The sequence below is a fragment of the Paraburkholderia sp. UCT70 genome (assembly GCF_050434085.1).
Classification (GTDB): domain Bacteria; phylum Pseudomonadota; class Gammaproteobacteria; order Burkholderiales; family Burkholderiaceae; genus Paraburkholderia; species Paraburkholderia tuberum.
This window is the reverse complement of sequence record NZ_JBNPVZ010000004.1, coordinates 3261590-3286680: the sequence shown is the minus strand read 5'-3', so window position 1 is coordinate 3286680 and position 25091 is coordinate 3261590. Positions and strand designations below refer to the sequence as shown.

20 protein-coding genes and 2 pseudogenes are annotated in these 25091 nt (G+C 61.7%); 6 read left to right on the top strand and 16 right to left on the bottom strand.

Annotation, left to right across the window (positions count from 1 at the left end):
- Positions 1 to 397 precede the first annotated feature (397 nt).
- From OKW41_RS40910 to OKW41_RS40895, 4 genes and pseudogenes are all read right to left on the bottom strand, one after another.
- Positions 398 to 604 (bottom strand): hypothetical protein, encoded by a 207-nt coding sequence (locus tag OKW41_RS40910; protein WP_429575965.1) that lies wholly within the window; start codon positions 602 to 604, stop codon positions 398 to 400.
- A 12-nt stretch (positions 605 to 616) separates the two neighbouring features.
- Positions 617 to 811, bottom strand: a pseudogene (locus OKW41_RS40905) (DUF6788 family protein); the annotation flags it as partial.
- 207 nt (positions 812 to 1018) lie between these two features.
- A pseudogene (locus tag OKW41_RS40900) lies at positions 1019 to 1609 on the bottom strand (tyrosine-type recombinase/integrase); the annotation flags it as partial.
- 60 nt (positions 1610 to 1669) lie between these two features.
- Positions 1670 to 3127: a sensor domain-containing diguanylate cyclase gene (locus OKW41_RS40895; protein ID WP_429575964.1), complete on the bottom strand. Its 1458-nt coding sequence runs from the start codon at positions 3125 to 3127 to the stop codon at positions 1670 to 1672.
- A gap of 711 nt (positions 3128 to 3838) precedes the next feature.
- On the opposite strand from OKW41_RS40895, the gene OKW41_RS40890 reads away from it, so the two are divergent.
- The gene (locus OKW41_RS40890; protein WP_184056108.1) at positions 3839 to 4426 is read left to right on the top strand and encodes a LysE family translocator; all 588 of its coding nucleotides are present in this window, start codon (positions 3839 to 3841) and stop codon (positions 4424 to 4426) included.
- Positions 4427 to 4466: 40 nt separating this feature from the next.
- On the opposite strand, the gene OKW41_RS40885 is transcribed toward OKW41_RS40890, so the two are convergent.
- The 6 genes from OKW41_RS40885 to cadR form a co-directional block, all read right to left on the bottom strand.
- Positions 4467 to 5339: an AraC family transcriptional regulator gene (locus tag OKW41_RS40885; RefSeq protein ID WP_429575963.1), complete on the bottom strand. Its 873-nt coding sequence runs from the start codon at positions 5337 to 5339 to the stop codon at positions 4467 to 4469.
- A 141-nt stretch (positions 5340 to 5480) separates the two neighbouring features.
- Positions 5481 to 6275 (bottom strand): ABC transporter substrate-binding protein, encoded by a 795-nt coding sequence (locus OKW41_RS40880; protein ID WP_429575962.1) that lies wholly within the window; start codon positions 6273 to 6275, stop codon positions 5481 to 5483.
- Positions 6276 to 6339: 64 nt separating this feature from the next.
- A complete protein-coding gene (locus OKW41_RS40875) occupies positions 6340 to 7494 on the bottom strand; it encodes a pyridoxal phosphate-dependent aminotransferase (protein ID WP_429575961.1) in 1155 nt (384 codons plus the stop codon).
- A gap of 343 nt (positions 7495 to 7837) precedes the next feature.
- Positions 7838 to 9241 (bottom strand): ATP-dependent RNA helicase DbpA, encoded by a 1404-nt coding sequence (dbpA, locus tag OKW41_RS40870; RefSeq protein WP_184056100.1) that lies wholly within the window; start codon positions 9239 to 9241, stop codon positions 7838 to 7840.
- A 23-nt stretch (positions 9242 to 9264) separates the two neighbouring features.
- Positions 9265 to 9465: a hypothetical protein gene (locus tag OKW41_RS40865; protein WP_429453707.1), complete on the bottom strand. Its 201-nt coding sequence runs from the start codon at positions 9463 to 9465 to the stop codon at positions 9265 to 9267.
- 122 nt (positions 9466 to 9587) lie between these two features.
- Complete coding sequence (cadR, locus tag OKW41_RS40860) at positions 9588 to 10019, bottom strand: Cd(II)/Pb(II)-responsive transcriptional regulator (protein ID WP_184074348.1); 432 nt, start codon at positions 10017 to 10019, stop codon at positions 9588 to 9590.
- 135 nt (positions 10020 to 10154) lie between these two features.
- Here cadR and OKW41_RS40855 point away from each other — a divergent pair, with 135 nt between their 5' ends.
- Positions 10155 to 12536: a heavy metal translocating P-type ATPase gene (locus OKW41_RS40855; protein ID WP_429576550.1), complete on the top strand. Its 2382-nt coding sequence runs from the start codon at positions 10155 to 10157 to the stop codon at positions 12534 to 12536.
- A 30-nt stretch (positions 12537 to 12566) separates the two neighbouring features.
- Here the strand turns inward: OKW41_RS40855 and eutC are convergent, their stop codons facing one another.
- Positions 12567 to 13358 (bottom strand): ethanolamine ammonia-lyase subunit EutC, encoded by a 792-nt coding sequence (eutC, locus tag OKW41_RS40850; RefSeq protein ID WP_184060925.1) that lies wholly within the window; start codon positions 13356 to 13358, stop codon positions 12567 to 12569.
- Complete coding sequence (locus tag OKW41_RS40845) at positions 13355 to 14749, bottom strand: ethanolamine ammonia-lyase subunit EutB (RefSeq protein ID WP_429453711.1); 1395 nt, start codon at positions 14747 to 14749, stop codon at positions 13355 to 13357. Before OKW41_RS40845 ends, eutC begins: the two co-directional genes overlap by 4 nt.
- 324 nt (positions 14750 to 15073) lie before the next feature.
- Between OKW41_RS40845 and OKW41_RS40840 the strand changes: the two genes are divergently transcribed.
- Entirely contained in the window at positions 15074 to 15955 is an 882-nt protein-coding gene (locus OKW41_RS40840) for an AraC family transcriptional regulator (protein ID WP_429575960.1), read from the top strand.
- Positions 15956 to 16445: 490 nt separating this feature from the next.
- On the opposite strand, the gene OKW41_RS40835 is transcribed toward OKW41_RS40840, so the two are convergent.
- From OKW41_RS40835 to dnaA, 4 genes are all read right to left on the bottom strand, one after another.
- Positions 16446 to 17351 carry a dienelactone hydrolase family protein gene (locus OKW41_RS40835; protein WP_429575959.1) on the bottom strand — a complete coding sequence of 302 codons (906 nt, stop codon included), beginning with the start codon at positions 17349 to 17351 and terminating at the stop codon, positions 16446 to 16448.
- Between the two features lie 550 nt (positions 17352 to 17901).
- Positions 17902 to 20373 (bottom strand): DNA topoisomerase (ATP-hydrolyzing) subunit B, encoded by a 2472-nt coding sequence (gene gyrB / locus OKW41_RS40830; RefSeq protein ID WP_429453715.1) that lies wholly within the window; start codon positions 20371 to 20373, stop codon positions 17902 to 17904.
- Between the two features lie 114 nt (positions 20374 to 20487).
- Positions 20488 to 21591 carry a DNA polymerase III subunit beta gene (dnaN, locus tag OKW41_RS40825; RefSeq protein ID WP_090802283.1) on the bottom strand — a complete coding sequence of 368 codons (1104 nt, stop codon included), beginning with the start codon at positions 21589 to 21591 and terminating at the stop codon, positions 20488 to 20490.
- Between the two features lie 519 nt (positions 21592 to 22110).
- Positions 22111 to 23709 carry a chromosomal replication initiator protein DnaA gene (gene dnaA, locus OKW41_RS40820; RefSeq protein WP_429453717.1) on the bottom strand — a complete coding sequence of 533 codons (1599 nt, stop codon included), beginning with the start codon at positions 23707 to 23709 and terminating at the stop codon, positions 22111 to 22113.
- 383 nt (positions 23710 to 24092) lie between these two features.
- Between dnaA and rpmH the strand changes: the two genes are divergently transcribed.
- The 3 genes from rpmH to yidD all read left to right on the top strand — a co-directional run bounded on the left by rpmH (position 24093) and on the right by yidD (position 25069).
- The gene (gene rpmH, locus OKW41_RS40815) at positions 24093 to 24227 is read left to right on the top strand and encodes a 50S ribosomal protein L34 (protein WP_004198824.1); all 135 of its coding nucleotides are present in this window, start codon (positions 24093 to 24095) and stop codon (positions 24225 to 24227) included.
- Positions 24228 to 24246: 19 nt separating this feature from the next.
- Complete coding sequence (rnpA, locus tag OKW41_RS40810) at positions 24247 to 24726, top strand: ribonuclease P protein component (RefSeq protein WP_429453719.1); 480 nt, start codon at positions 24247 to 24249, stop codon at positions 24724 to 24726.
- A 112-nt stretch (positions 24727 to 24838) separates the two neighbouring features.
- Complete coding sequence (gene yidD, locus OKW41_RS40805) at positions 24839 to 25069, top strand: membrane protein insertion efficiency factor YidD (RefSeq protein WP_167050029.1); 231 nt, start codon at positions 24839 to 24841, stop codon at positions 25067 to 25069.
- Positions 25070 to 25091 lie beyond the last annotated feature (22 nt).

Sequence of the window (25091 nt, the reverse complement as noted above, 5' to 3'; positions counted from 1 at the left end):
CCTTCGACTTCCCACTCGTAGCCCGACAGTCGTGCGTCGCCACTGTCGACTCTCCATGCACTCGTTCCTATTGGATCGAGGGATTCATTGAAAGATAATATAGCCGAAGGTAATTCGCCAGGCGACCGGTGGCGGAAGAACGCATGACAATGGCCGGATAATGGGTAAGCGAGCGATTATCAACGCCCTACCAAGGATTCTCAAGAGAGTCGAGTTTTCGCCCAAATTTCTCGGCTTGAACCTACCGTTCGTAGGTGTCTATCCACATTTGCTTGAGTCTATTCAGTTCGTCTATCTGTTGCTCGGTGTAGATATCTGGCGGTATGACTTGCACGAGCCAGTCGATCACATTGCTTTCGATCAGGTCCTTTGGAAATGCGGGGTGCTGCTCGTGGATTCATTTGACGGACAGGTTGATCGACAGCTTTTGCCCGTCCGGCCAGATGATATTTCGCTTTCTCGCATTTAGCGTCGCCTTGTCCAACATATCCCACACCATGTCCATAACTTGATCGGACAGAGGATCTTCGGGTATGTCGGACCAGCCGATTGAGTCATCGACCCGGAAGCGATCCAGCCAGCGCTGTTGGAGTCGTTTGAACATGGCGAAAGCATATCACTTGGGCGCATCGTCCTGGCGCGCGAGCTTGATTTTCAGGCGGCTGTGTTCGATGCCCAGGTCGACCCACTCGGTCGTCGGTTCCTTGAAGCGCTTGTAGTTCTCTATCTGGCGACGAATGTCGCGTACGTCACCACCGGCAACGTATTCCGTTCGACTTCTCATCGCACGCGTGTAGCTGAGCTGGTAGTAGGCCCTTTCTTGTTCTCGGGGTCCTTGTACTGGCGCGTGAGCGAGCCAGGTCGCATTTCATCGATTGTGGCGAGCTTCACCTTGATAATGAGAGTGACGTTTAGGTATAGTTTCTTCCCGTCAAGTCGGTACTCGGCCATGCCAAACGGGGCCGCTACCGCTACGGGCCGAATCTTCCCAATACCCTGCCCACTACGCTCAGCATATTTACAGCACGAGACGCAGACCGACAGCCACATCGTCGACGCGGGACTGAACCCCGGCCTGCCCCAGTACCCACGCCTCGATCTTGTCGTGCCACATGCGAAGCAGATCCAGCGGACGGCGGCGGTAATGCTTTTCGGCAATCGCGCTCGGCTTGTGGCCCTGAATCTGAGCAACAACGCCGACTGGGCACTCCACCCATTCACTCAGCGTCCCGAAACTGCGACGCAGCCCGTGAAGGCTGACGTGCGGCAGGCCAGCGGCTTCCAGAGCCTGTGTGTGCGCAATACGCGGCTCGGCAATCTTGCCATCGGCGGACGTCCTGCTGGCGAAGACCCATGGCGGCGGCGCCCAAGTCTCGCCTTGGCGCTCAAGCCTCACAGGGGGCGGCGTGTCGTTGATGCGCTTCAGATCGAGCAGCAAGGAATGCAGATACGGCGTGAGCGGGATGACACGGCCTCCGGCCTCGACCTTGTCAGCAATGGCCAGGCTGCGCCACTGGAAATCCACGTCGGCCCATCTGAGCGCAGCCAGTTCCTCACGCCTCGCGCCGGTCAGCAGGAGTGCCTGCAGGTAAACCGAGATGACCGGGTTGCACGCGAAAGCGTCGCAACCCTTCTTCATTTCCGGTGCAGAAAAATAAGGAGCGACCGGTCACCCAACTCCCATCTGCGCGACCCTATTCCTGCCACCGGCCTTCGCCGTATACAACGCCTCATCGGCAGCCCGAACGACGACGCTGACATCCGTCACCCGATCCGACCGCGACGTGGTCGCGCCGATGCTGACCGTCACGCGACCGAACTCGCAGCCCTGGTGCGCGATGCCCAACTCGCCGATCGCCACGCGGATGTTCTCGCCGACCACCCCGGCACCGGCGGCGTCGGTATCCGGCAGCACCACGACGAACTCCTCGCCGCCGTATCGACCGACGCAATCGCCCGGTCGCTGGATCACCCTGCGGATGCAGCGCGCGACCGCGGTCAGCGCGACGTCGCCGGCCTGATGACCATACGTATCGTTATAGGCTTTGAAGTGATCGATATCGACGAACAGCAGCGATAACACGCTGCCCGTGCGGCGCGCGCGCAGCCATTCGCGCTCGAGCGTTTCACACAGCGCGCGGCGATTGGGCAGGCCGGTGAGTCCGTCCGTGCCGGCGAGCCGTTCGAGCTCGTGCTCCACCCGCTGTCGACGCCGCAGCTCGGCGCCGAGCCACGCCGCCAACACGATCACGCCGATCCCGAAGATCAGCATCAGCGAACCGATCGTCAGCGCGCGCCCCCACCAGCCCGCATAGATATCGTCGGTCGCCTCGGCGACCAGCACGATCAGCGGCAATCGCGGAATCCGTCTGAGCGAGTAAAGCCGCTCGGCGCCGTCGAGCGGCGAAGACGCGATAAAGCTGCCCTCGTCTTTCGCGAGCAGGTGCTGGAAGAACGCCGTCTTGCTGATGTCGCTGCCCGTCACGTGTCGATCGTCGGGCCGTCGCACGATGATCGTGCCGTCCGTTCTGACGATCGACACCGAGCCATGCTGCCCGATCCGCAGATCCGCGAACAGGCTCGTGAAATACTCCTGATCGATACCGAGCGCGACGATTCCCGCAAACGATCCGTCAGGGCGGGACAGTCGCCGGCTCAGCGCGATGCTGCGCGAACCGGGTCTGAGTCTGGAGATGTACGGCGCGCTGACATCGAGCCCGAGATCCGGATCTTCACGACGAATCCTGAAGTACGGACGGTCCGAGAGGTTTCCCCCGCGCGGCACGTCGCTATCCGAATCGATCACGACGTTGCCCAGTGCGTCGATCACCACCATCGCGCCGACGTATTGCCCGGTCGCCGCGCGATCGAACAGGATCTCGCGCCGCAAACGCGGCGAATCGAGCACGCCCGGACGCCCGAGGCCATCGGCGACGGCCTGCAGCGACAGCGCGTACAGCTCGAAATTGCGCGCGATGTCGCGCTCGGTGATCGTCGCGACATCGCGCGTCGAATCGAGTGCGCGCGCAATCGCATCCTCGCGGCTCTGATACAGCGCGTAGCCACACAGCGCGAGCATTGCGAGCACCACGCCGCATCCCGCGTAGATGACGCCCTCGCGTGGCATCCGCCATCTGCGCGCCCGTGCGATCAGGACGTGAAACCGGGCCTTTCTTTTGTGGACCATGTGCTCTGCGTTTCCAACGGCGGGACTCAGTTTGTCGAAGTGCTCACTACGCTTCCGGTTTGTTGGGACAGAGCACCCAGCAGATAGCGAATCCATACGCAAGTGGAATCACGCATTTGCGCTCCTACCAGCCGCCGAATAACGCGAGACACAGCTCGTTCGTTTCGTCCGCAGTTTTCTGCCTGCTCACATGGAGACCCAGATGCACTCCCTTTCACTGCGCGTCTCCAGCAGAAACGGACCGGGCTATCGATACTGATGCAAAGCATTCACCGCGCGCCGAATCCATCGCTTTTTTGCGCGAAAGTCGTTAAGCCCTGTATCGCTGGTTTTTCGAGGCTTCGGACTGTTTATCGGGCCGAATAATCGCCCGCTGCATAGGGGCATATCATAGGTTTCGATTAGTAGAATTTACCTGATAATTCAAAAATTGTTTTTCCTCGGTAACGTTTGCGCGTATTTATTTTTAAATTCAAACGCGCGTTTGTTATCGAGTTATCGCGTCGTCGCATTATGTTTTTGTGATCCGTTGAAGCCGCATGCGGATTTACCAGCTTTTCGACTGGGCAATTTCCTTCAATACATACCCTCGCCGTCTCGTTACCGTTTAGCGTCGCAATCCTTTCGCACACTCACGTTCCGAGGCATCCGATGACCGCATTACTCTCGATGGCCGCGTTCGCGCTCGCCAGTTCCATTTCTCCCGGCCCGGTCAACGTCGTCGCGCTGAGCGCCGGCGCGCAGCACGGGCTCGCCGCGAGTCTGCGGCACGTCACTGGCGCGACGGTCGGCTTCACGTTGCTGCTTCTGTTGATCGGCCTCGGCCTGCACGAATTGCTCGCGCGCTTTCCCAATCTGATCGAGATCGTCAAATGGGCGGGCGTGGGCTTTCTGCTCTACATGGCCTACAAGCTCACCATCGATGACGGCCAGCTCGGCGCGGACAAACCGGCGCGCGGGCCGTCGTTCGCGCACGGCGCGGCCATGCAATGGCTCAATCCGAAGGCGTGGCTCGCGTCGCTGGCCGGCATGGGCGCGTATGCGGCAGGCGGCGACGGCGGGCTCGTCTGGCAATTCACGGCGCTGTACTTCGTGATCTGCTATCTATCGATCGCGAGCTGGGCGTATGCCGGCACGTTTTTGCGCAGGCATCTGCGTGAAGCGAAGCGGGTCCGGGCGTTCAATCGCGTGATGGCGGCGCTGCTCGCGCTCAGTGCGATGTATCTGCTCGTGGAGTGACGCGAGCCGCGACTGCTTCGTGACGCGGGTTCATGCCGCGTCACGCTCCGCTGCGATATTGGCCCGGCGTCGCCGCCACCAGCCGCTTGAAGGTGCGCTGCAAATGCGCCTGATCGGCGAAGCCGGCATCGAGCGCGACATCGGCGATCAGTGCACCGCGCCGCAGTTGCGCGCGACTGTACTGGATGCGTCGGTTGATCAGATACGCGTGGGGCGTCATGCCGTAGCGCAGTTTGAACGCGCGTATCAGGTGCGACGCGGACAGCCCGGCGGCTTCGCACACATCGTCGAGTTTCAGCGCGCGCGTGCAGTTTTCGGCGATGTACTCCGCGGCGCGCGCGAGTTGGCCGCTCACGGCACGCTCGGGCAGGCTCGCCGGATTGAGCGTTTGCTGCACGCTGGAGAAGAAGGTGATGGCCGCGCTTTCCTTGCGCAGCGTGTCGTTGTCGTCGTCGTTACTGGCGAGAATCGCGCACAGCCGGTTCAGGCCGTCGAACAGCACGGCGTCGAGCGTCATGATCTGCGAAAACGCGCGGAACGCATGGTTCTCGTTGAAGCCCAGCTCGTGCTGCAGTTTCGTGAACCACGCAACGTGGACGTGCAGCATCCGATACGACCACCGCTCGCCGGCAACCGGGTTGCACGCGTGCACAACGTCGGGGTTCATCATCACGACGGCGCCCGCGCCGACCCATTCCCGCGCGTGGCGGTTCAGGTACACGCTGCGGCCTCCCGTCACCGCGCCGATCGAAAACGTTTCGTGCGAATGTTTGGCGTAGCAGACCTTGCAGCCATCGTCGATGGAACGCGCCTCGATGAACGGCAGCGCCGCGCTGCGCCAGAAGCGCGGCGCGTCTGCGCCTTTTGCGCGTGCGGTGTTCGCAGCGCGTGCCGCTTCGATCGTCTCGCTCATGCGCGCTCTCCGGTTGATCCGCCGACTTCGCCGTTGTCTCCGACTTCGCGAAGCCTACGTATCGTAGCCGTCAAACGCATGGCCAACAAGCGAACGCGCGGCGCCGCTCGCAAACCGCGCCGCCGACCGAACGCGACGCGATTACTTTGCGCTGATGTCGATATTGCCGAGATATTTCGCGGCGAGCGTCTTCACCGTGCCGTCGGCTTGCACCTTCGCGATCGCGGCGTTCAACTGATCGCGCAGCGCTGTATCACCCTTGCGAATGCCGTATGCGATGCCGCTGCCGAGAATCTTGTCGTCACGCACAGGCTGACCGACGAACGCGTAGCCCTTACCTTCGGGCTTCGACAGAAAGCCCGTTTGTCCTGCCGGTGCGAGCACGAGCGTGCCGTCGAGACGGCCAGCCGTCAGATCGGCATAGACCTGGTTCTGATCCTGATAGGGCAGCACGATCACGCCGGCCGGTTCCCAATGCACCTTAGCGAAGGTCTCCTGAATCGAGCCTTGCAGTACGCCGATGCGCTTGCCCTTCAGCGACTCAGGCGTCGGCTGCAAACCGCTGTCGCTGCGCGCGATCAGCTGCGACGGCACGCGATAGACGACGGTCGTGAAATCGATCGCCTGGCGGCGCTGCTCGGTCGCGTTCATCGCCGAGTTGATCGCGTCGAACTTGCGGCCTTGCAGCGCCGGAATCAGGCCGTCGAACGAGGTTTCGACCCACTTGCACGTCATGTGCGCGGCCGCGCAGACCGCGTTGCCCACGTCGATATCGAGCCCTTGCAGTTCGCCGTTCGGTCCTTTCGACTCGAACGGCGGGTACTGCGCTTCGAGGCCGAAACGCAGCGTCGCGGTATCGGCGGCGCTTGCGGCCGACGATGTTGCGAGCGACGCGCCGGCACAGGCCAGCGCCAACAAGCACTTGAGCAACTTCATAACATCTCCCTTCATTCTTCGAATACTTTGATGACTTCGATACTTCGAGTGTGCTCTCGCGCGCTCAGATTTCACACAAACGCCGCGCGCCTTCGAGCAGCGTCGCGTCGTCCTTCGAGAAACTCAGGCGAATCAGCCCCGAATCCGTGCCGTCGGTGTAGAACGCCGACAACGGAATCGTCGCGACGCGCGCATCGCGGATCAGGCGCAGCACGAAATCGCTGTCGCTTTCATCGGAGAAGCCGCGGAACCGGGCGAGCATAAAGAAACTGCCTTCGCTCGGCAACAGCTCGAAGCGCGATTCGCGCAGCGCATGCGCGAGCAGATCGCGTTTCTTCTGATAGAAGTCGGACAGGCCGAGATAGCTGTCACGATTGGCGAGCGCGTCGACGAACGCGTGTTGCATCGGCGTGTCGGCGGAGAACACCATGAACTGATGGACCTTGCGGATCTCGTCCATCAGCGCGGCGGGCGCGAGACAGTAGCCCACGCGCCAGCCGGTCACGTGATACGACTTGCCGAACGACGACACGATCACGCTGCGCTCGGCGAGCTCGCGATGGCGCGCCATGCTCTGATGCTTCGCGCCGTCGAACACGACGTGTTCGTAGACCTCGTCGGACAGAATCACGATGTCGGTGTTGCGCGTCAGCGCCTTCAGCCGGTCGATATCGGCGTCGCTAAAAATCGTGGCGGTCGGATTGTGCGGCGTGTTTACGATGATCATGCGCGTCTTCGGCGTGATCGCGGCGGCGACTTCGTCCCAGTTCACGCGGAAGTGGTCGAGCGACAGCTTGATCGCGACCGGCTTCGCGCCCTGCAGGCGTACGATCGGACCGTAGCTGTCGAACGACGGCTCGAAGTAGATCACTTCGTCGCCCGGATGCACGAGCGCGCTGATCGTCGAATAAAGACCTTCGCTCGCGCTCGCGAGCACGGTCACCTCGCTGGCGGGGTCGTAGCGCACGCCGTACAGCGTTTCGACCTTGTCGGCGAGCGCTTCGCGCAGCGCGCCGATGCCGGCCATCGGCGCGTACTGGTTGTGGCCGGCGCGCATCGCCTGCGCGACGCCGTCGACGAGCTTCGGGTCCGGCGCGAAATTCGGCGCGCCCTGCGACAGATTCAATGCATCGTGTTGCGCGGCCAACTGGCCGATCACGGTAAAAATGGTGGTGCCGACGTCCGGCAGTTTCGAGCGGGCTTGCGTGGCGCTCTGCATAAGACTTTCTCCCTTTCTTCAGCCGCCGGCGGCCGAGCCAACGGCGGCGGCGGTGCGCGTTCCTTCCGGTGAGGTGATTAGGCATCAGCCAAACAACGCTCACAATCGAAACTTTGTCATGCGCGGCATGCGTTTTCGTCATGGCTCGCGCGCAGCCGCTGTACGCCGGGCGAAGCCGGCGGGATCACGGTTTGCGGGGACGCGGTGCGGAGATCGGGGAATGCGGGAAACCGCGTAGGTATGAAGGAATGTGATGCTGAGCGGCCCGCTTGCGGAAACGGCCGCGAATGCGGCCGTTTTTCGAGTTATCGGACCTTCAAGGAAAGCCGGAGCTTCGGGTGAATCAGGCTTCGTCCATCAAACGAACCTTGACCTTGCGCCCCTTCAGCTTGCCCGCGCTGAGCCGGCGCACCGCCTCGCGCGCGATGCTGCGCTCCACCGCGACATAGGTCGACATGTCGGTCACGTTGATCTTGCCGATCTGCGAGCCCGCGAAGCCGGCATCGCCGGTCAGCGCGCCGAGCACGTCGCCGGGACGGATCTTGTCCTTGCGGCCGCCGAGGATTTGCAGTGTTTCCATCGGCGGCAGCAGCGGTTCGTTGTTGCCCGCCTTCAGCTCGGCCAGCTTGTGCCATTCGACGTCGCGCTTGTGCGCCTGCTCGATCCCACCGACGCGCCCCATCTCGTCCATGCTCGCGAGACTCAGCGCCCAGCCTTCCTGGTCGGCGCGGCCCGTGCGGCCGATGCGATGCGTGTGCACTTCCGGGTCCGGCGTCACGTCGACGTTGATCACCGCTTCGAGTTGCGCGATGTCGAGGCCGCGCGCGGCGACGTCGGTCGCGACGAGCACCGAGCAGCTGCGGTTCGCGAACTGGATCAGCACCTGATCGCGCTCGCGCTGATCGAGTTCGCCGTGCAGCGCAAGCGCATGGAAGCCCTGCGCGCGCAGCACGTCGAGCAGATCGCGGCACTGCTGCTTCGTGTTGCAGAACGCGATCGTGCTGACCGGACGATAGTGATTCAACAGCAGACCGACCGCGTGCAGACGCTCGTCTTCGGTCACTTCGTAGAAGCGCTGACGGATCTTGCTGTCGTCGTGCCGCTCGGCGAGTTTGACTTCCTTCGGGTTTCGCAGGAATTGCTGGCTCAGCTTCGCGATGCCCTCGGGGTACGTCGCCGAAAACAGCAGCGTTTGGCGCTCTTTCGGGCATTGCCTGGCGACCTTCGCGATGTCGTCGAAGAAACCCATGTCGAGCATGCGGTCGGCTTCGTCCAGCACGAGCGTGTTCAGCGATTGCAGATCGAGGCTGCCGCGTTCGAGGTGATCCATGATGCGGCCCGGCGTGCCGACCACGACGTGCGCGCCGTGCTCGAGGCTCGCCGTCTGCGGACGCATCGGCGTGCCGCCGCACAAGGTCAGCACCTTGATGTTTTCTTCCGCGCGCGCGAGACGGCGGATTTCCTGCGTGACCTGATCGGCGAGTTCGCGCGTCGGGCACAGCACCATTGCCTGCGTGCCGAATTTGCGTACATCGAGGCGCGCGAGCAGCGCCAGCGAAAACGCCGCGGTCTTGCCGCTGCCAGTTTTCGCCTGAGCGATCAGATCTTGACCGGCGAGCGCGATCGGCAGGCTCGCGGCCTGGATCGGCGTCATCTCGACGTAGCCGAGCTGCGTCAGGTTCGCGAGCGTGGCGGGCGGTAGCGGCAGCTCGCTGAATGCGGCGCCGGCGGGGGTGGGACTGTTCATAGGATCGTCTGTAGGAATCGCGATTACTGGGCCATCGGGCCCTGATCGGGGCGGCCCGGCAACTGCTCGTACAGCACCTCGCCGTCGTCGCCGTCGAAACGCTCGACGTAATTGCGCGCGCCGCACAGCGGGCAGCGGAACAGCAGCCCCTGGCCTTCGTTCTTGATGACGACGTCGGATTGCTCCCACTGCGCGCCGCAGGACTGATTTCTACAGGTGAACACGTTGATTCTCCAACTGGATTCGATGATCGATTGGCAAGGTCGCACATGCGGCCTTGCCGTGTATGGGGTTGCCGCGCCGGCGCTGCGTCGTGACGCGATGGCGCTCGACGGCAAGCATGGCGTCAGCCGAGATGCGTATGCCGCGGACGCGGCACGGCCACATCCATGTCGGTCAGGCCGTGCACGATGCCGCAGTCTTCGACCGGATGCTCGCCGTGGCATTGGTCGCGCAGCGTTGTCAGTTGCGCCTTCAGCTGCTGCAGTTCTTCGATACGCGTGTCGATGTGCGCGATGTGCTCGTCGACCAGCGTATGCATGCCGCCGCAGCCGTTCGCCGGCGCGTCGGTCAGACGCAGCAATGCGCGGATTTCGTCGTGAGTCATGTCGAGCGCGCGGCAATTGCGGATGAAGCGCAGGCGCTCGACATGCTTTGCCGTGTAACTGCGGTAATTGGCTTCGGTGCGCTCCGCCTCGGGCAGCAGGCGCTCTTTCTCGTAGAAACGGATGGTTTCTGTCGTGCAATGGGCGATTTTCGCCAGTTCGCCGATTTTCATGGACCCTTCCTCCACGCGGCCTTGACCTTGTAGTGGCTTCAGGGTGTTTACTAGACCACAAATCGCACGAGGAAGCCACCAATGCCTGACACCTGCCGTATTGCCACCGATCGTCCGGAACTGGACGAAGCCTGTATGGACGGGGGTTGCGGCGACGTTGATGCGCGGCGCGACCATGCTCACGGCAGGGGCACGGGTGAGGGATGTGGGCATTCGCATGGCGGTGAACATGCTTGTGGCGCCGACGTGGGCGGCGGTGATCGGCATGAAGGGCACGATCATCAGGACGGTCATGATCACGGCCACGCCCATGATCACGCTGCTGTCGCTTGCTGGGCCGCTAGCGCTTTTGCGCCTGCGTCGCTGCGCCTGCCTCCGTCCGAAGCCGTCGGCGACGACCTTCGCACCGCAATCCGCATCCTGCAGATGGACTGCCCGACCGAGGAAGCGCTGATCCGCAAGAAACTCGGCCGTATGCCGGTCGTGCGTAGCATGGACTTCAACCTGATGCAGCGCGTGCTGACTGTCGTCCACGCGCCGGAGGCGCTCGAGTCGGTCCTCGCCGCCCTGCGCTCGCTCGACTTCACGCCCGAGCTGGCAAGCGACGCCGGAAAGGGTGGGAACGCCGACGCGGTGCCCCAAGCAGCCACTGACGCAATGCGCAAGCCGTGGTGGCCCCTGATCCTCGCCGGTATCGTCGCGGGAGCCTCAGAGGCCGCTAGCTGGCTCGGCGCGCCGGCCTGGGTGGTGGCGGGTATGGCGGTCGTCGCGATTGCCTCCTGTGGCCTGACGACATATCGCAAGGGCTGGGTCGCCCTGCGCAACGGCAACCTGAACATGAACGCGCTGATGAGCATCGCCGTGACCGGCGCGGCGCTGCTCGGCCAGTGGCCCGAAGCGGCAATGGTGATGGTGCTCTTCACGATCGCCGAGCTGATCGAGGTGCGCTCGCTCGACCGCGCGCGCAACGCGATCGAAGGGCTCATACGGCTCACGCCCGAACAAGCGAGCGTGCAGCAGCCCGATGGAGCGTGGCAGCCCGTCCGCGTCGACGCGATCGTGCCCGGGACGCTCGTGCGCGTGAAGCCGGGCGAGCGGATCGCGCTCGATGGCGAAATCGTCGCGGGCCGCTCGAGCGTCGATCAGGCGCCGATCACCGGCGAGAGCCTGCCCGTCGACAAGGCGATCGGCGACGCCGTATTCGCCGGCACGATCAACCAGGCGGGCTCGTTCGATTATCAAGTGACGGCGGCCGCGGGCAACACGACGCTCGCGCGGATCATCCACGCGGTCGAGGAGGCGCAGGGCACGAAGGCGCCGACGCAGCGCTTCGTCGATGAATTCGCGCGCGTTTATACGCCGATCGTGTTCGCGATTGCGCTCGCCGTCGCTCTGGTCCCACCACTCGTGTTCGGTGGAGCGTGGCACGCGTGGGTGTACAAGGCGCTGGTGCTGCTCGTGATCGCGTGTCCGTGCGCGCTCGTGATTTCGACGCCGGTGACGATCGTCAGCGGGCTCGCGGCCGCGGCGCGCAAGGGGATTTTGATCAAGGGTGGCGTTTATCTCGAACAGGGTCGCAAGCTGACCCGGTTGGCGCTCGATAAGACCGGGACGATTACGCACGGGAAGCCGGTGCAGACGGAGTTTGAGGCGGTTGGTGACGCGGGTGAAACGTTCCGATACCGCACGCTTGCGGCAAGCCTCGCGGGCCGCTCCGACCACCCTGTTTCGATAGCGGTTGCTGCTGCCGCCAATGACGACGGCGTCGAACACCTGCACGTCGATGCGTTCCAAGCGATCGCTGGACGCGGCGTGCGCGGCGATATCGACGGTATCGCGTACTGGCTCGGCAATCATCGCTTGGTCGAAGAGTTGGGCCGCTGCTCGCCGCAACTCGAAGCGCGTCTCGATGCGCTCGAACAGCACGGCAAAACCGTCGTGATGCTCGCCGATGCGCAGCGCGTGCTCGCGCTGTTTGCGGTCGCCGACACGGTGAAGGAAACGAGCCGCGCCGCCGTCGCCGAATTACGGCGGCTCGGCGTCGGCACCACGATGCTGACCGGCGACAACCGTCATACCGCCGAGGCGATCGCGCAGCAGGTCGGCGTCGATGAAGCGCGCGGCGATCAGTTGCCCGAGGACAAGCTCGACGCGGTCACGCAATGGTCGAGCGATGGCGCGACGGTCGGCATGGTCGGCGACGGCATCAACGATGCGCCCGCGCTCGCGCGCGCTGACATCGGCTTCGCGATGGGTTCGATGGGTACCGACACCGCGATCGAAACCGCCGACGTCGCGTTGATGGACGACGATCTGCGGAAGATTCCGACGTTTATCCGGTTGTCGAAGGCGACGTACGGGGTGCTGGTGCAGAACATCGCGCTCGCGCTTGGCATCAAGAGCGTGTTCCTCGTGCTGACGTTGATGGGCTTCGGCACGATGTGGATGGCGGTGTGCGCAGATGTCGGTGCGAGTTTGCTGGTAGTGGCCAATGGGTTGAGGTTGTTGCGCAAGTGAGTGGGTGTGCGAAGTTACGCTCGTTGCTTCCTACGCTGAACCATCGTTCACGGCAGGATGCGTCGGAGCGCTGGCTAGCAGCTCATCGCTGTCGTCTTTCAAGCCCACCCCTGTCAGTCTCAGCTTCCTCGCCTGCGTGAGCAGATAGTGCAGCTTGTGCGCGGCCTGCGGATAGTCGAGACCTTGCGGGCGCACGTTGGAAATGCAGTTGCGCTGGGCGTCGCTGCACCCCGTTTTCGGCGCGTACGTGACGTAGATGCCGAGGCTATCCGGCGAACTCAAACCCGGTCGCTCGCCGATCAGCATCACGACGATCTTCGCGTCGAGCAATTCGCCGATCTCGTCGCCGAGTGCGACGCGTGCCTGACGCGCGACCACTACGGGACCGATGGTCCAACCCGCGAGCTTTGGATGTATAGCTTGCAGCAACGGTACAGCCTGCTTCGATGCGGCGAACGCCGATAGACCGTCGCCGATCACAAACAGCACATCGCTTGATTGCGATGGCAGTCGGGCAAGCGTCGCGCGACTCTCCTCCGACAGACGCCGCCCAAGATCAGGGCGCCTCAAATAATGCTCGCGATCCGGCGCGGCGCTATGCACGTCGAGCGTGTTGAAACCTTGCGCGCGCAGTTGTGCGTGCAGCGGGTCCACGTCGAGCGGATGGTGCACGGCGTCGCGCGCCTGCGCATGCGCGAGATTGAACGCGAGCAATGGTGCGGTCGGCAGGCTGTTGCCCGCTCGGCCCAACGCGATGCGTGCCTGCGTAAACCGACGCAGTGCGCTCCACGGGTCCTTGTCGAGTGCGTCGTTCTCGCTCATGCGATCCCCATCCAGTCGCGCGCGCCTTCGAGCAGCGGTTGCCGCGCCGATGCGCCGATCAACGCGCCGCGTGCGTCGATGATCTGCATCGACTCCAGCCATTCCTCGAATTCCGGCGCGCGGCGCAAACCGAGCACGTCGCGCACGTACAGCGCGTCGTGAAAGGACGTGCTCTGATAGTTGAGCATTACGTCGTCCGCGCCAGGTACGCCCATGATGAAATTGATGCCCGCTACGCCGAGCAGCGTCAGCAGATTGTCCATGTCGTCCTGGTCCGCTTCGGCGTGGTTCGTGTAGCAGATGTCGCAACCCATCGGCACGCCGAGCAGCTTGCCGCAGAAGTGATCCTCGAGACCCGCGCGCGTGATCTGCTTGCCATCGTACAAATACTCGGGGCCGATGAAACCGACTACCGTGTTCACCAGAAACGGCTTGAACTTGCGCGCGACCGCATAGGCGCGCGCCTCGCAGGTCTGCTGGTCAACGCCGAAATGCGCATCCGCCGACAACGCGCTGCCCTGCCCCGTTTCGAAGTACATCAGATTGCTGCCGACGGTGCCGCGCTGGAGCGACAGCCCCGCCTCGTACGCTTCCTGCAGCAGCGCGAGCGAAATGCCGAAGCTCGCGTTCGCTTTTTCGGTACCGGCGATCGACTGGAATACGAGATCGACCGGCGCGCCTTTTTCCATCGCGGCGATCGTGCTCGTCACGTGCGTGAGTACGCATGACTGCGTCGGTACCTGATAGCGCTGGCGGAAGTCGTCGATCATCTGCAGCAGCTTCGTGATCGCGGCGAGGTTGTCGCTCGCGGGGTTGATGCCGATCAGCGCGTCGCCGCAGCCGTACATCAGGCCGTCGAGCATCGAGGCGGCGATGCCTTTGACGTCGTCGGTTGGGTGGTTCGGTTGCAGGCGTACGGACATGCGGCCCGGTAAACCGACCGTGTTGCGAAAGCGGGTGATGACCGGGCGTTTACGGGCGGCGGTGATCAGGTCCTGGTTGCGCATCAGCTTTGAGACTGCGGCGACCATTTCTGGCGTGAGACCTTGGGTGATGCGGGTGAGTGCGTCGGTGTCGGTTGTGGTGCTGAGTAGCCAATTGCGGAAGTCGCCTACCGTCAGATGCGAGATTTCGGCGAAGTCTGCTGGCGAGTGATCGTCGATGATCAGGCGGGTGACTTCGTCGGTTTCGTAGGGGATCAGCGGTTCGTTCAGGAACGTGCGTAGCGGCACCTCGGCGAGCGCCATTTTGGCGGCGACCCGCTCTTCTTCGCTCGCTGCCGCGATGCTTGCGAGCTGGTCGCCCGAGCGTTGCGGGCTCGCTTTCGCGAGCAGGGTCTTCAGGTCGGCGAAGCGGTACGTGCGACCGCCGATCGACTCGGTGTAGCTCATGTTTGCGGCTCCATCGCCTCGCGCGAACGCGGGTAGGAATGGGAACGGCGATTGCATGCTGCAGATTGCTTGCTGCTGGTGCTGGTGCTGCTCGCTACACGATAGCGCCAAACGGCGGCACCGTCACGTTACGGAAATTGGGGCTGTTTGCCGATGCTGTGTTTGGCGCTCCTGCTCCCGCTCGCGTGCACGTGGCGCGGTCAAGAGGCGCTTAATCCGCTTCGTGCGCACCGCTTGAAATCCGCAGGATTTGGTAAACGGCCGACACTCGCTGACGTGATACTTTGTTCGCATCCTCTCGCGCCAATTTTCTGCGGTCCAGTCATGAACGAATCAGACCATCGGGCTCGATACGAGACGCGACTCGCACGCGTGCTCGACCATATCTACGATCACCTCGACGAACCGCTCGATATAGGACGGCTTGCGGAGATTGCTTGTTTGTCACCGAATCACTGGCACCGGATTTATCAAGCGATGTATGGCGAGACGGTCGCGACGACCGTGCGGCGTTTACGGTTGCATCGCGCAGCGGGTTTTCTTGCGAGTAGTTCGATGCCGATTGCTCAGATTGCCGAGCGTTCGGGGTATAGCAGTTTGCAGTCTTTTTCGCGGACGTTTCGCGCGGTGTTTAGTGTGCCGCCGGCGCGGTATCGCAGGCAAGGCACGCATAGCCGGTTTCGGCCGGCGCTTTCAGGAGACGATCAGATGACGATGATTCGTGAGGTCGTGATTCGTTATGTGGAGCCGATGGAGATTTTGTCGGTCGATCATGTCGGACCTTATATGCAGATCGGAAAGGCTTTTGATGCTTTGTTGGGGTGGCTTGCGAAACATAATCTGCTGGAGGCGCAGATGCGGATGATCGGGGTTTACTTCGATGATCCGGGAGTGGTCGAGGAGAAGGCGTTGCGGTCGAAGGCGGGGGTGTTATTGCCGGGGCCTGTGATGGCTGAAGTGGCTTCGGCTGTTGGGACGGGTGGGGCGGTTTCTGCCACGCGTGTACGCGGTGGGGAATATGCGGTGCTGCGGCATGTTGGGCCGTATAGCGATATGCGAGCGGCTTATGAGTGGTTGTACGGGACCTGGCTCGTGCAGTCTGGGAGGGACGCAGCGGATGCGCCGGTGTTTGAGGAGTATTTGAATAGTCCCAAGGAGACTGCGCCTGCGGAGTTGGTTACGGAGATTTGTTTGCCGCTGGGGTGAGGTGTGGGTGGCTGGGTTGGTGCTCGCTGGTTCTGCGTCCTGCCATGTTGCTGTTGTTATGTGCGTATACGTTGCCCGTGTTTCGGCGTGCTTCTCCGGTTTTTATAGTCTTTGTATATGTATACGTAGTAATAGTTAACAAGTGGGGCGTTCGGCTGTGGATAACTTGGAAGTTCGTTTACGGATCAACGCGCTACGGAATCGATAACCCTTGGGAGCGCGGGCGGACAGGTTAACGGAGCCAGGGAGAAGTTTTAGCCGACCGGTTAACGCGGCGCATTTATCAAGGTTTCGCCCACAATGTGTTCGGCTGTTTTTACAAAAGTTGTCCAAGGGAGGATGTGGATAAGTGGCCTCGAGTGAAAGGCCATTTTTTGAAGATCTCGTTAGCGACAACTGAATAGTGGCGACCCGTTCGCGCAGAAAGCAAATCTCCGCGCGTTTTGCGTAACAGCCCAAAGCAATGCTGATCCCGCCAGTCTCAACGGAATTACGGGGCACGTGTCGGTGTCGGCTTAAGCGCAGTGGTAAGCAGGTTGGCTATTGCCTTCTTCGTTTGCTCCGTCGCGCTCTCGTCGTACCCGATTGTCACGCCCCGTTCGACACAGGGGTCCGCATATGAGAACGGCAGGTTGCTTTTGACGTTAAGCAATTGTCCCGCGCTGCGTTCTTCCCATGCACAATTGCGCACTGTTTGCGCTTTGGGCAGGGGGATTGGATGTGCGAAGGCGCGCGCATCGAAAATATGATTAACTCCGGCAAACCCGGTCAGCTCTACGTCCGCCCCCTTTGCCTTCAGCCGTTCCACATAGGCCTTGCAAGGCGCGACCGGGTCATAGTTGTCTGCGCTTCCATGGAATATGCGAATAGGAGCCTTTGATACATTGTCGTCATCGAGGTAGTGGGCACTGCAGTCTGGGTAAAGCGGAACATAGGCTGCAAATCCTGGAGTCGACGCATCGGCATGCGCTTTCTGGAAGCGCACCATGCTCGCGTAGAGCGTGTCTTGCCCTCCACGGGAAAAGCCCATTAGCATCACGCGGCTCGCGTCGACATGAGGGTTTTTGGAAATAAGGCTGAGCGCGCGATACGCGTCTTCTGTCTGGGCGAGTCTGCCAAGCTGACTCTGGTCGTTGATTGTGTTTTCTATGCCTCGGCTCGTGAAACTGTCGACAACGAAAGTGGCAACGCCCAACGACAGGAACCACTGCTCCCAGTCCGCTATCTGGCCGCCGATACCCCCAGACGGGTGCAGCAGTATGACGGCGGGCAGCCTGTCGGTCCCGGGTCGAGGCAGCCGCAATTCACCGGCTATCGTCACGCGCTTGCCGTCTTCGCTTCCGGCCAGAAATTGCTCGTCTGTTAGCGTCATCGACTCGAATGGAATGACTTCCATTCGCGCCACCTGCGCGTAGGGGACGCGTGGAATGCAAAGGAGCACAAGGACTAGCAAAAGGAACGGCAAGCCTCTCACACTTGCGAACATGGCCGTCTCCCTTGAGTACGGACAGAGCTATTTATGCAGCGTTATAGGCGGTCCGGGCAGGAATGCAATGCAAATGACAGAATTGTCGTGATACGACAGACGGTGACGGCAGACGGCAGGCACTTTATCGATTTGCCGGGTCGCGCAGGTCCAGAACGTCGAGGATTCGAGTCGCTTTTAGACGTCCGGAATCGCCGAGCGCGGTCGGCGCGCGAGCGTAGCGCCGATTTCACTTCGCCGCCCCCAGGTTGATTCCTGAGCGGGAGAGGAGCAAAAACTCGAAGAAAGCCACCAACAGCTGTTGGGCCTGAATGTCGACTCCGCGAGCAGGAAGAAAAGCTCAAGCAGTATCAGCACGTCGACGTATTGTTCATCAGCCTGACTATTAATAAAAAGACCCATAAGTTTCTCAACTTATGGGCCCGTTTTTCTGAGGTTATGCGTCTACCTACATACACCCTCAAACATCGATATTCCCCGCCCTCAACGCATTCGACTCAATAAAAGCCCTGCGCGGCTCCACATCATCCCCCATGAGCGTAGTAAAGATGCCATCAGCAGCAATAGCATCCTCAATCTGCACCCGAAGAAGACGCCGCACCGCAGGATCCATAGTCGTCTCCCAAAGCTGCCCCGGATTCATCTCCCCGAGGCCTTTATAGCGCTGCTTGGACATATTCCTCTCAGCATCAGCCAGCAGCCACTTCATCGCACTCTTAAAGTCGGTGACAGCCATACTCCGCTCCCCACGCTTGATCACAGCGCCAGAGCCAATCAACCCCTTGAACGTATTAGCGGTCGTCACAAGCTGCTGATAATCCGCAGTCAACTGAAACTCTTCATCGATCACAGAAATCTTCTGATTCCCATGATGCGTCCGCGCGACGCGCAGCGAGCGCAGTTCCCGCACAGGGTCATACATCGTGGTCACGGTCACCTCAGGCTTCAACGCATCATCCCGCAGCTTCGCTTCGAGCGCGTGCGCCGAAGCCTCGGCCGCCTGCTCACTGGACAGATCGATAGCAACCCCATCCATCACGGCCTCGAGCGCACCCGCGTCATACAGCCGGCTCAACCGATCAACCACTGCCTGCGCCAACAGATAAGCCCGAGCCAACTCACCCAACGCATCCCCGGTAATCGGAGTCGCACCTTCAGAAGCCACCAATTCCGACCCTTGCAACGCGAGCCGAAGAATATGAGCGTTAACTTCCGACTCATCCTTCAGATACCGCTCATCCTTCCCCGCCTTGATCTTGTAAAGCGGCGGCTGCGCGATATAGATATACCCGCGCTCGATCATCTCCGGCATCTGCCGATAGAAGAACGTCAACAACAGCGTCCGGATGTGCGCGCCATCGACGTCAGCATCGGTCATGATGATGATGCGGTGATAGCGCAGCTTGTCGAGGTTGTAATCTTCCTTGCCGATCCCGCAGCCAAGCGCGGTAATCAGCGTAACGATCTGCTCGGAAGAAAGCAGCTTGTCGTAGCGCGCCTTCTCGACGTTCAGCACCTTGCCGCGCAGCGGCAAGATAGCCTGAAACTTCCGATCACGCCCCTGCTTCGCCGACCCACCCGCCGAGTCACCCTCGACGATATAAATCTCCGACTTCGCCGGATCCTTCTCCTGGCAATCGGCGAGCTTGCCGGGCAAACCGACGCCATCGAGCACGCCCTTACGGCGCGTCATCTCACGCGCCTTGCGCGCCGCGTCGCGCGCACGCGCCGCATCGACGATCTTGCCGCAGATGATCTTCGCGTCGCCCGGCGTCTCGAGCAGGAATTCCTCGAGCGCCTTTGCGACCACTTCTTCCACCGGCGCGCGCACTTCCGACGACACCAGCTTGTCCTTCGTCTGCGAGCTGAACTTCGGCTCCGGCACCTTCACGGACAGCACGCACGACAGCCCTTCACGCATATCGTCGCCCGACGTTTCGACTTTCGCCTTCTTCGCGACTTCGTGATCGGCGATGTATTTGTTCAGCACGCGCGTCATCGCCGCACGCAGACCGGTAAGGTGCGTGCCGCCATCGCGCTGCGGAATGTTGTTCGTGAAGCACAGCACGTTTTCGTTGTAGCTGTCGTTCCACTGCATCGCCACTTCGACTCCCACACCATCCTTCTCGCCCATGATGTGGAAGATGTTCGGGTGCAGCACGGATTTGTTCTTGTTGATGTACTCGACAAAACCCTTCACGCCGCCGACGAACGCGAAATCCTCTTCCTTACCCGAGCGCTGATCCACCAATCGAATCCGCACGCCGTTATTGAGGAACGAAAGCTCACGAATCCGCTTCGCGAGAATGTCGTAGTGGTATTCAACATTGCCGAAAATCTTTTCATCGGCCATGAAATGCACTTCGGTGCCGCGGTTTTCGGTGTCGCCGATCACCTGTATCGGCGACGTGGTCACGCCGTCGATCTCTTCGAGCACGCGGTTCTGCGGCACACCACGGTGGAATTCCATGAAGTGCTTCTTGCCGTCGCGGCGCACGGTGAGGCGCAACCATGCCGACAGCGCGTTCACGCACGACACGCCCACGCCGTGCAGGCCGCCCGACACCTTGTAGCTGTTCTGGTCGAACTTGCCGCCGGCGTGCAGCTCGGTCATCACGATTTCGGCGGCGCTGCGCTTCGGATCGTGCTTGTCGTCCATCTTGAGGCCGGTCGGCACGCCGCGGCCGTTGTCGGTGATCGACACGGAGTTGTCCGCGTGGATGATCACCTGGATGTCGTTGCAATGGCCGGCGAGCGCTTCGTCGATCGAGTTGTCGAGCACTTCGAACACGAGGTGGTGCAAACCGGTGCCATCCGATGTATCCCCGATGTACATCCCAGGTCGCTTGCGCACGGCTTCCAGACCTTCGAGGATCTGGATGGACGAGGCGCCGTAGCTGTTATCGGGCTGCGTATTGTTCGTTTCAGTCATGGATTTTTTCCGGTTCTGCGTTACTGCAAGGTTGCTGCTCTGGACTTTTCAAAACGCCATAAAAACGCCAAAGGGGCGCTGCGCCCCTTGGTGTTCTTCTTGATGTTGGACGCGTCAGATGCGCATCGGCATCACCACGTACTTGAATTCGTCGTTCTCGGGAATCGTGATCAACGCGCTGGAGCTGGCATCACCCAGGCTCACCTGCAGCATGTCGACCTTCAAATTCGCGAGCACGTCGAGCAGATACGTGACGTTGAACCCGATATCGACGCTGTCGCCGTCGTATGCGATTTCCAGTTCTTCCTGCGCCTCTTCCTGATCGGCGTTGGTCGACATGATCTTCAACTGGCCAGGCTCGACGATGCAGCGCACGCCCTTGAACTTATCCGACGTCAGAATCGCCGCGCGTTGCAGCGAACGCTGCAGTTCTTCGCGGCCAATCTGGAATTTGTTCTTGTGCGACTTCGGAATCACGCGCTGGAAGTCGGGGAACTTGCCTTCCACGAGCTTCGACACGAGTTCAACCTGACCGAACGTGAACTTGACCTGCGTCTGCGCGATGTCAATCTTCAGCGTGTCGTCGATGTCTTCGAGCAGGCGCTGCAGTTCAAGAATCGTCTTGCGCGGAATGATCACTTCGTGGCGCGCGAAGGAGCCCTCGATCTTCATCGACGAGAACGCGAGACGGTGACCGTCGGTCGCGACCGCCATCAGCTGATCGCCGTCCACCACCAGCAGCATGCCGTTCAGGTAGTAGCGGATGTCCTGCTGGGCCATCGAGAAATGGACCATGCCGAGCAGCTGGCGGAACGTCTTTTGAGGAACCACCAGGCTCGCGCCGTAGTCTTTGGCCTGAGCGACTGTCGGGAATTCGTCCGCGGCGAGCGTCTGCAGCGCAAAGCGGCTCTTGCCGGATTGCACGGTCAGACGCTTGTCGTTCAGCGTCAGCGTGACCTGGCCGTCAGGCATCGCGCGCAGAATGTCGAGGAGCTTGCGCGCCGCCACCGTGGTCGCGACCGAATCGCCGCCCACGCCAAAATCGGCGCGCGTGGTGATCTGCAACTCCAGGTCGGTCGACAGGAACGATACGTCAGGACCGTTCTTGGTGATCAGCAAATTGGCGAGGATCGGCAACGTATGGCGGCGTTCGACGATGCCGCTCACGGTTTGCAGCGGCCTGAGGAGGTTGTCGCGTTCGGTCTTGACCAGTTGCATAGGGTTCCTTCGTTGATATAACGGCCTGCACGCCTTACGGGACAAGCTTTTCAGCGCGCAGCCACGGCTCCCCGCCGGCGCCCTGAAAAGCGCCCGACACGGCGTGAAATCCGCCCGTCGCCGCCGGGCGGTTAAACCTGTATTGTGCCTGAAAACGGGACCGCCTCACTAAAATGGGGGCGAGTTCGGGAATAAACAGGTCGATTTTGTAGGGCGTGGTCCGGGCTGCCGCCGACTTGTCGCGCCGCTGCGCGCCGCTACCGGTTCGCAGGCTCGTTTTTCCGCCACTTCTGGCCGGTTGCGCCGCAAATTCGTCACGGGTTTGCCGCGCTTTTTACGTCGCTTCTGCCCGCTTACCGTCGCATTCCGTTCGCACCCGACAGCGCCGCCGGGTTGTGGGGTCCCCTGCCCGTTTCTCGATTTACAGCGTTTTCGCGGCCTCATTCAAACCACTGCGTAGCCGCTTCCAGCGTTTCCTGCCGCCGACGTCCGTTTCACGGTCGCGCGCGGCCAGGCCGTTTAGCCCTTCAGCGTCTGCTCCAGCACGTGCAGTTCGTGATTCAGCTGCGCGTCCTTGCTGCGCTCGTCGGCGATCTTGCGCACCGCGTGCAGCACCGTCGTGTGGTCGCGCCCGCCGAAAAGCTCGCCGATTTCCGGCAGACTCTTCTGCGTCAATTCCTTCGCCAGATACATCGCGATCTGCCGCGGCCGCGCGATGTTCGCCGGACGCTTCTTCGAATACATGTCCGCGACCTTGATGCTGTAGAAGTCGGCGACCGTTTTCTGGATGTTTTCCACCGAAATCTGCCGGTTCTGCACCGTCAGCAGGTCTTTCAGCGCTTCCTTGGTCAGTTCGATCGTGATTTCGCGGCCGTGGAACTTCGAATACGCGAGGATCTTGCGCAGCGCGCCCTCGAGCTCGCGCACGTTCGAGCGGAGATGCTTCGCGACGAAGAACGCGACGTCCTCATTCAGGCTCACGAACTCCGATTGCGCCTTGCGCATCAGAATCGCGACGCGCATTTCGAGTTCGGGCGGCTCGATCGCCACCGTCAGTCCGGAGTCGAAGCGCGAGATCAGGCGATCGTCGATACCCGAGATTTCCTTCGGATACGTATCGCTCGTGATGATCACTTGCGCCTTGTTGGCGACCAGCGCCTCAAAAGCGTAGAAGAATTCCTCCTGCGTGCGCGACTTGCCCGAAAAGAACTGAATATCGTCGATCAGCAGCAGGTCGAGCGAGTGGTAGTAGCGCTTGAAGTCGTCGAACGCCTTGCGCTGGTACGCCTTCACGACATCGGACACGTACTGTTCCGCGTGGATGTAGCGAATCCGCGCGCCGGGTTTGTCCATCAGCAACTGATTTCCGATAGCGTGGATCAGGTGTGTCTTGCCGAGGCCCACGCCACCGTACAGGAACAGCGGGTTATACGAAATGCCGGGGTTGTCGGCGACCTGGATCGCCGCGGCGCGCGCGAGCTGATTCGCCTTACCGGTCACGAAATTGTCGAAGGTCAGCACGGGGTTCAGCTTCGAGCGCTCGTACATCGAGTCGCTCTCGCCGGATGCCGTCGCGCCCACGCCTTGGCCTGGGCGCCACGTGCGACGTCCGGCGGCGGCTTCGTTCGCGTCCAGGCTCGGCAGATCAAGGTCTGCGACGTCTTCGGCGGCGCTGCGCGAATTCGCGTTTTGCGCTGCGAGCGCCGCAGCCGCGGCTGCGGGATTCGCGCGCGCGGCATGCGCGGCGTGCACGGCGCCGACAGCCGCATCGACGGCCGCGACGCCGCCGGCATTACCGCCCTGCGGCGCGGCCGAAGCCGGGCGTGCCGACGACGGAGCCGGCGCCGCGGCCGTTGGGCTACGCATGCCGGCCTTCGGATCCAATACGAATTGCACGTCCACCGGCGCATGCCAGAAATCGCGGGCCATATCCGCGATGCGGCCGGAGAACTGGCTCTTGACCCAGTCGAGCTTGAAACGGTTCGGCGCGGCAATGCTCAACGTGTTCGCATCGGCGTCGAAGGCGACCGGGGCCAAGGGTTTGATCCACGTCACGTACTGCTGGGGCGTAAGCTCACGCTCCAGCAATGCGGAACAGTGTTGCCAGAATTCGTTCATCAAGTTGCTATCGTTATGGTGTGCACGGCGGTCGCCGCTGCCCCTGTCGCGCACGCGCAACAAGGCCCTGAGCAGCCAGGCGTAACGGCCCCAGGCGCCTGTGCCACAAGGGTCTGCGGGACAAGCGTGCCGGAGCGGCGTGCAACATTTTTGGGAAGTAAGGCGAGATTCTAACGCTAAAACGAACCCGAAAGTGAGTTATCCACAGGGACCGATCGCTTGGTCCGGCAACCCCCGGCGGCGCCAGACGACGGCTAAACTATTGACGGCCAACGGAAAACCAGTTTAAATAGCGGGTTCCGCGAAAACCAATTTCAGTAAACCACCGGCCATTGCGCTTTCAGCGATGATCGCGCGGTTTTTTTCGATCAAGTGAGAGCAACATGAAACGTACTTACCAACCTTCCGTTACCCGTCGCAAGCGCACCCATGGCTTCCGCGTTCGCATGAAGACCGCTGGCGGCCGCAAGGTCATCAACGCACGTCGCGCGAAGGGCCGCAAGCGCCTCGCGATCTAAGGCAAGCGGATTGCGCGCTGTGACCGAAACCCGCGACGAAGCGGGAGCGGCCGGGGCGCAGCAACCGGGCTCGGTTCCGTTGCGAGCGCAAGCCGCCTTCCCCAAAGCCGCAAGGCTGCTAAAAACGGATGAATTTTCATCCGTTTTTCGTTTGCGGCCGTGGCGCCGTACCGCGCACTTCGTCGTGTACGGCCGGCCCACCGGCAATGAGGCGCGTCTTGGCCTCGTGATCGGTAAGAAGTATGCGCCGCGCGCGGCCACGCGGAATCTGGTGCGCCGGATCGCGCGCGAAGCCTTCCGGCTGCGTCGCGCGGAATTCGGCGGTTGGGATGTGCTGCTGCGTCTACACACGCGTTTCGACAAAAAAGCTTTGCCGAGCGCGTCGTCGTCGCCGTTGAAGGCGCTGTGCCGCAGCGAAATCGAGGCGCTGCTCGACAAGGCAGCGCGCGAAATTAGCCGTCGTCAGGCGCCGCCCGCGGAGGCGCCCAGGACGGAATGACGCAGTGACCGCCTGCACCACGGTCGCCGCAACGGGCGTTGCGCCGGCAGCTTCAGGGCGCGGGCGTCGTCCTGTACTTCACGTTGCGCGGCGCCGTACGACCGCACCTGCCATGCAAACGGTACTCTTCGCTTTATTGCGCTTTTACAAGCTTGCCGTGAGCCCCATGCTCGGCAACCGGTGCCGTTTTTACCCTTCCTGCTCTGATTACGCGCGCGAGGCAATCCAGTATCATGGCGCCGCGCGCGGGACTTATCTCGCCGTGAGGCGTGTTTGCCGCTGCCACCCGTTTTCCGCCGGCGGCATCGATCTCGTCCCGCCACCCACTTCTGAAAAGCGCTGACGCGCCGTTCCATCGACACTGA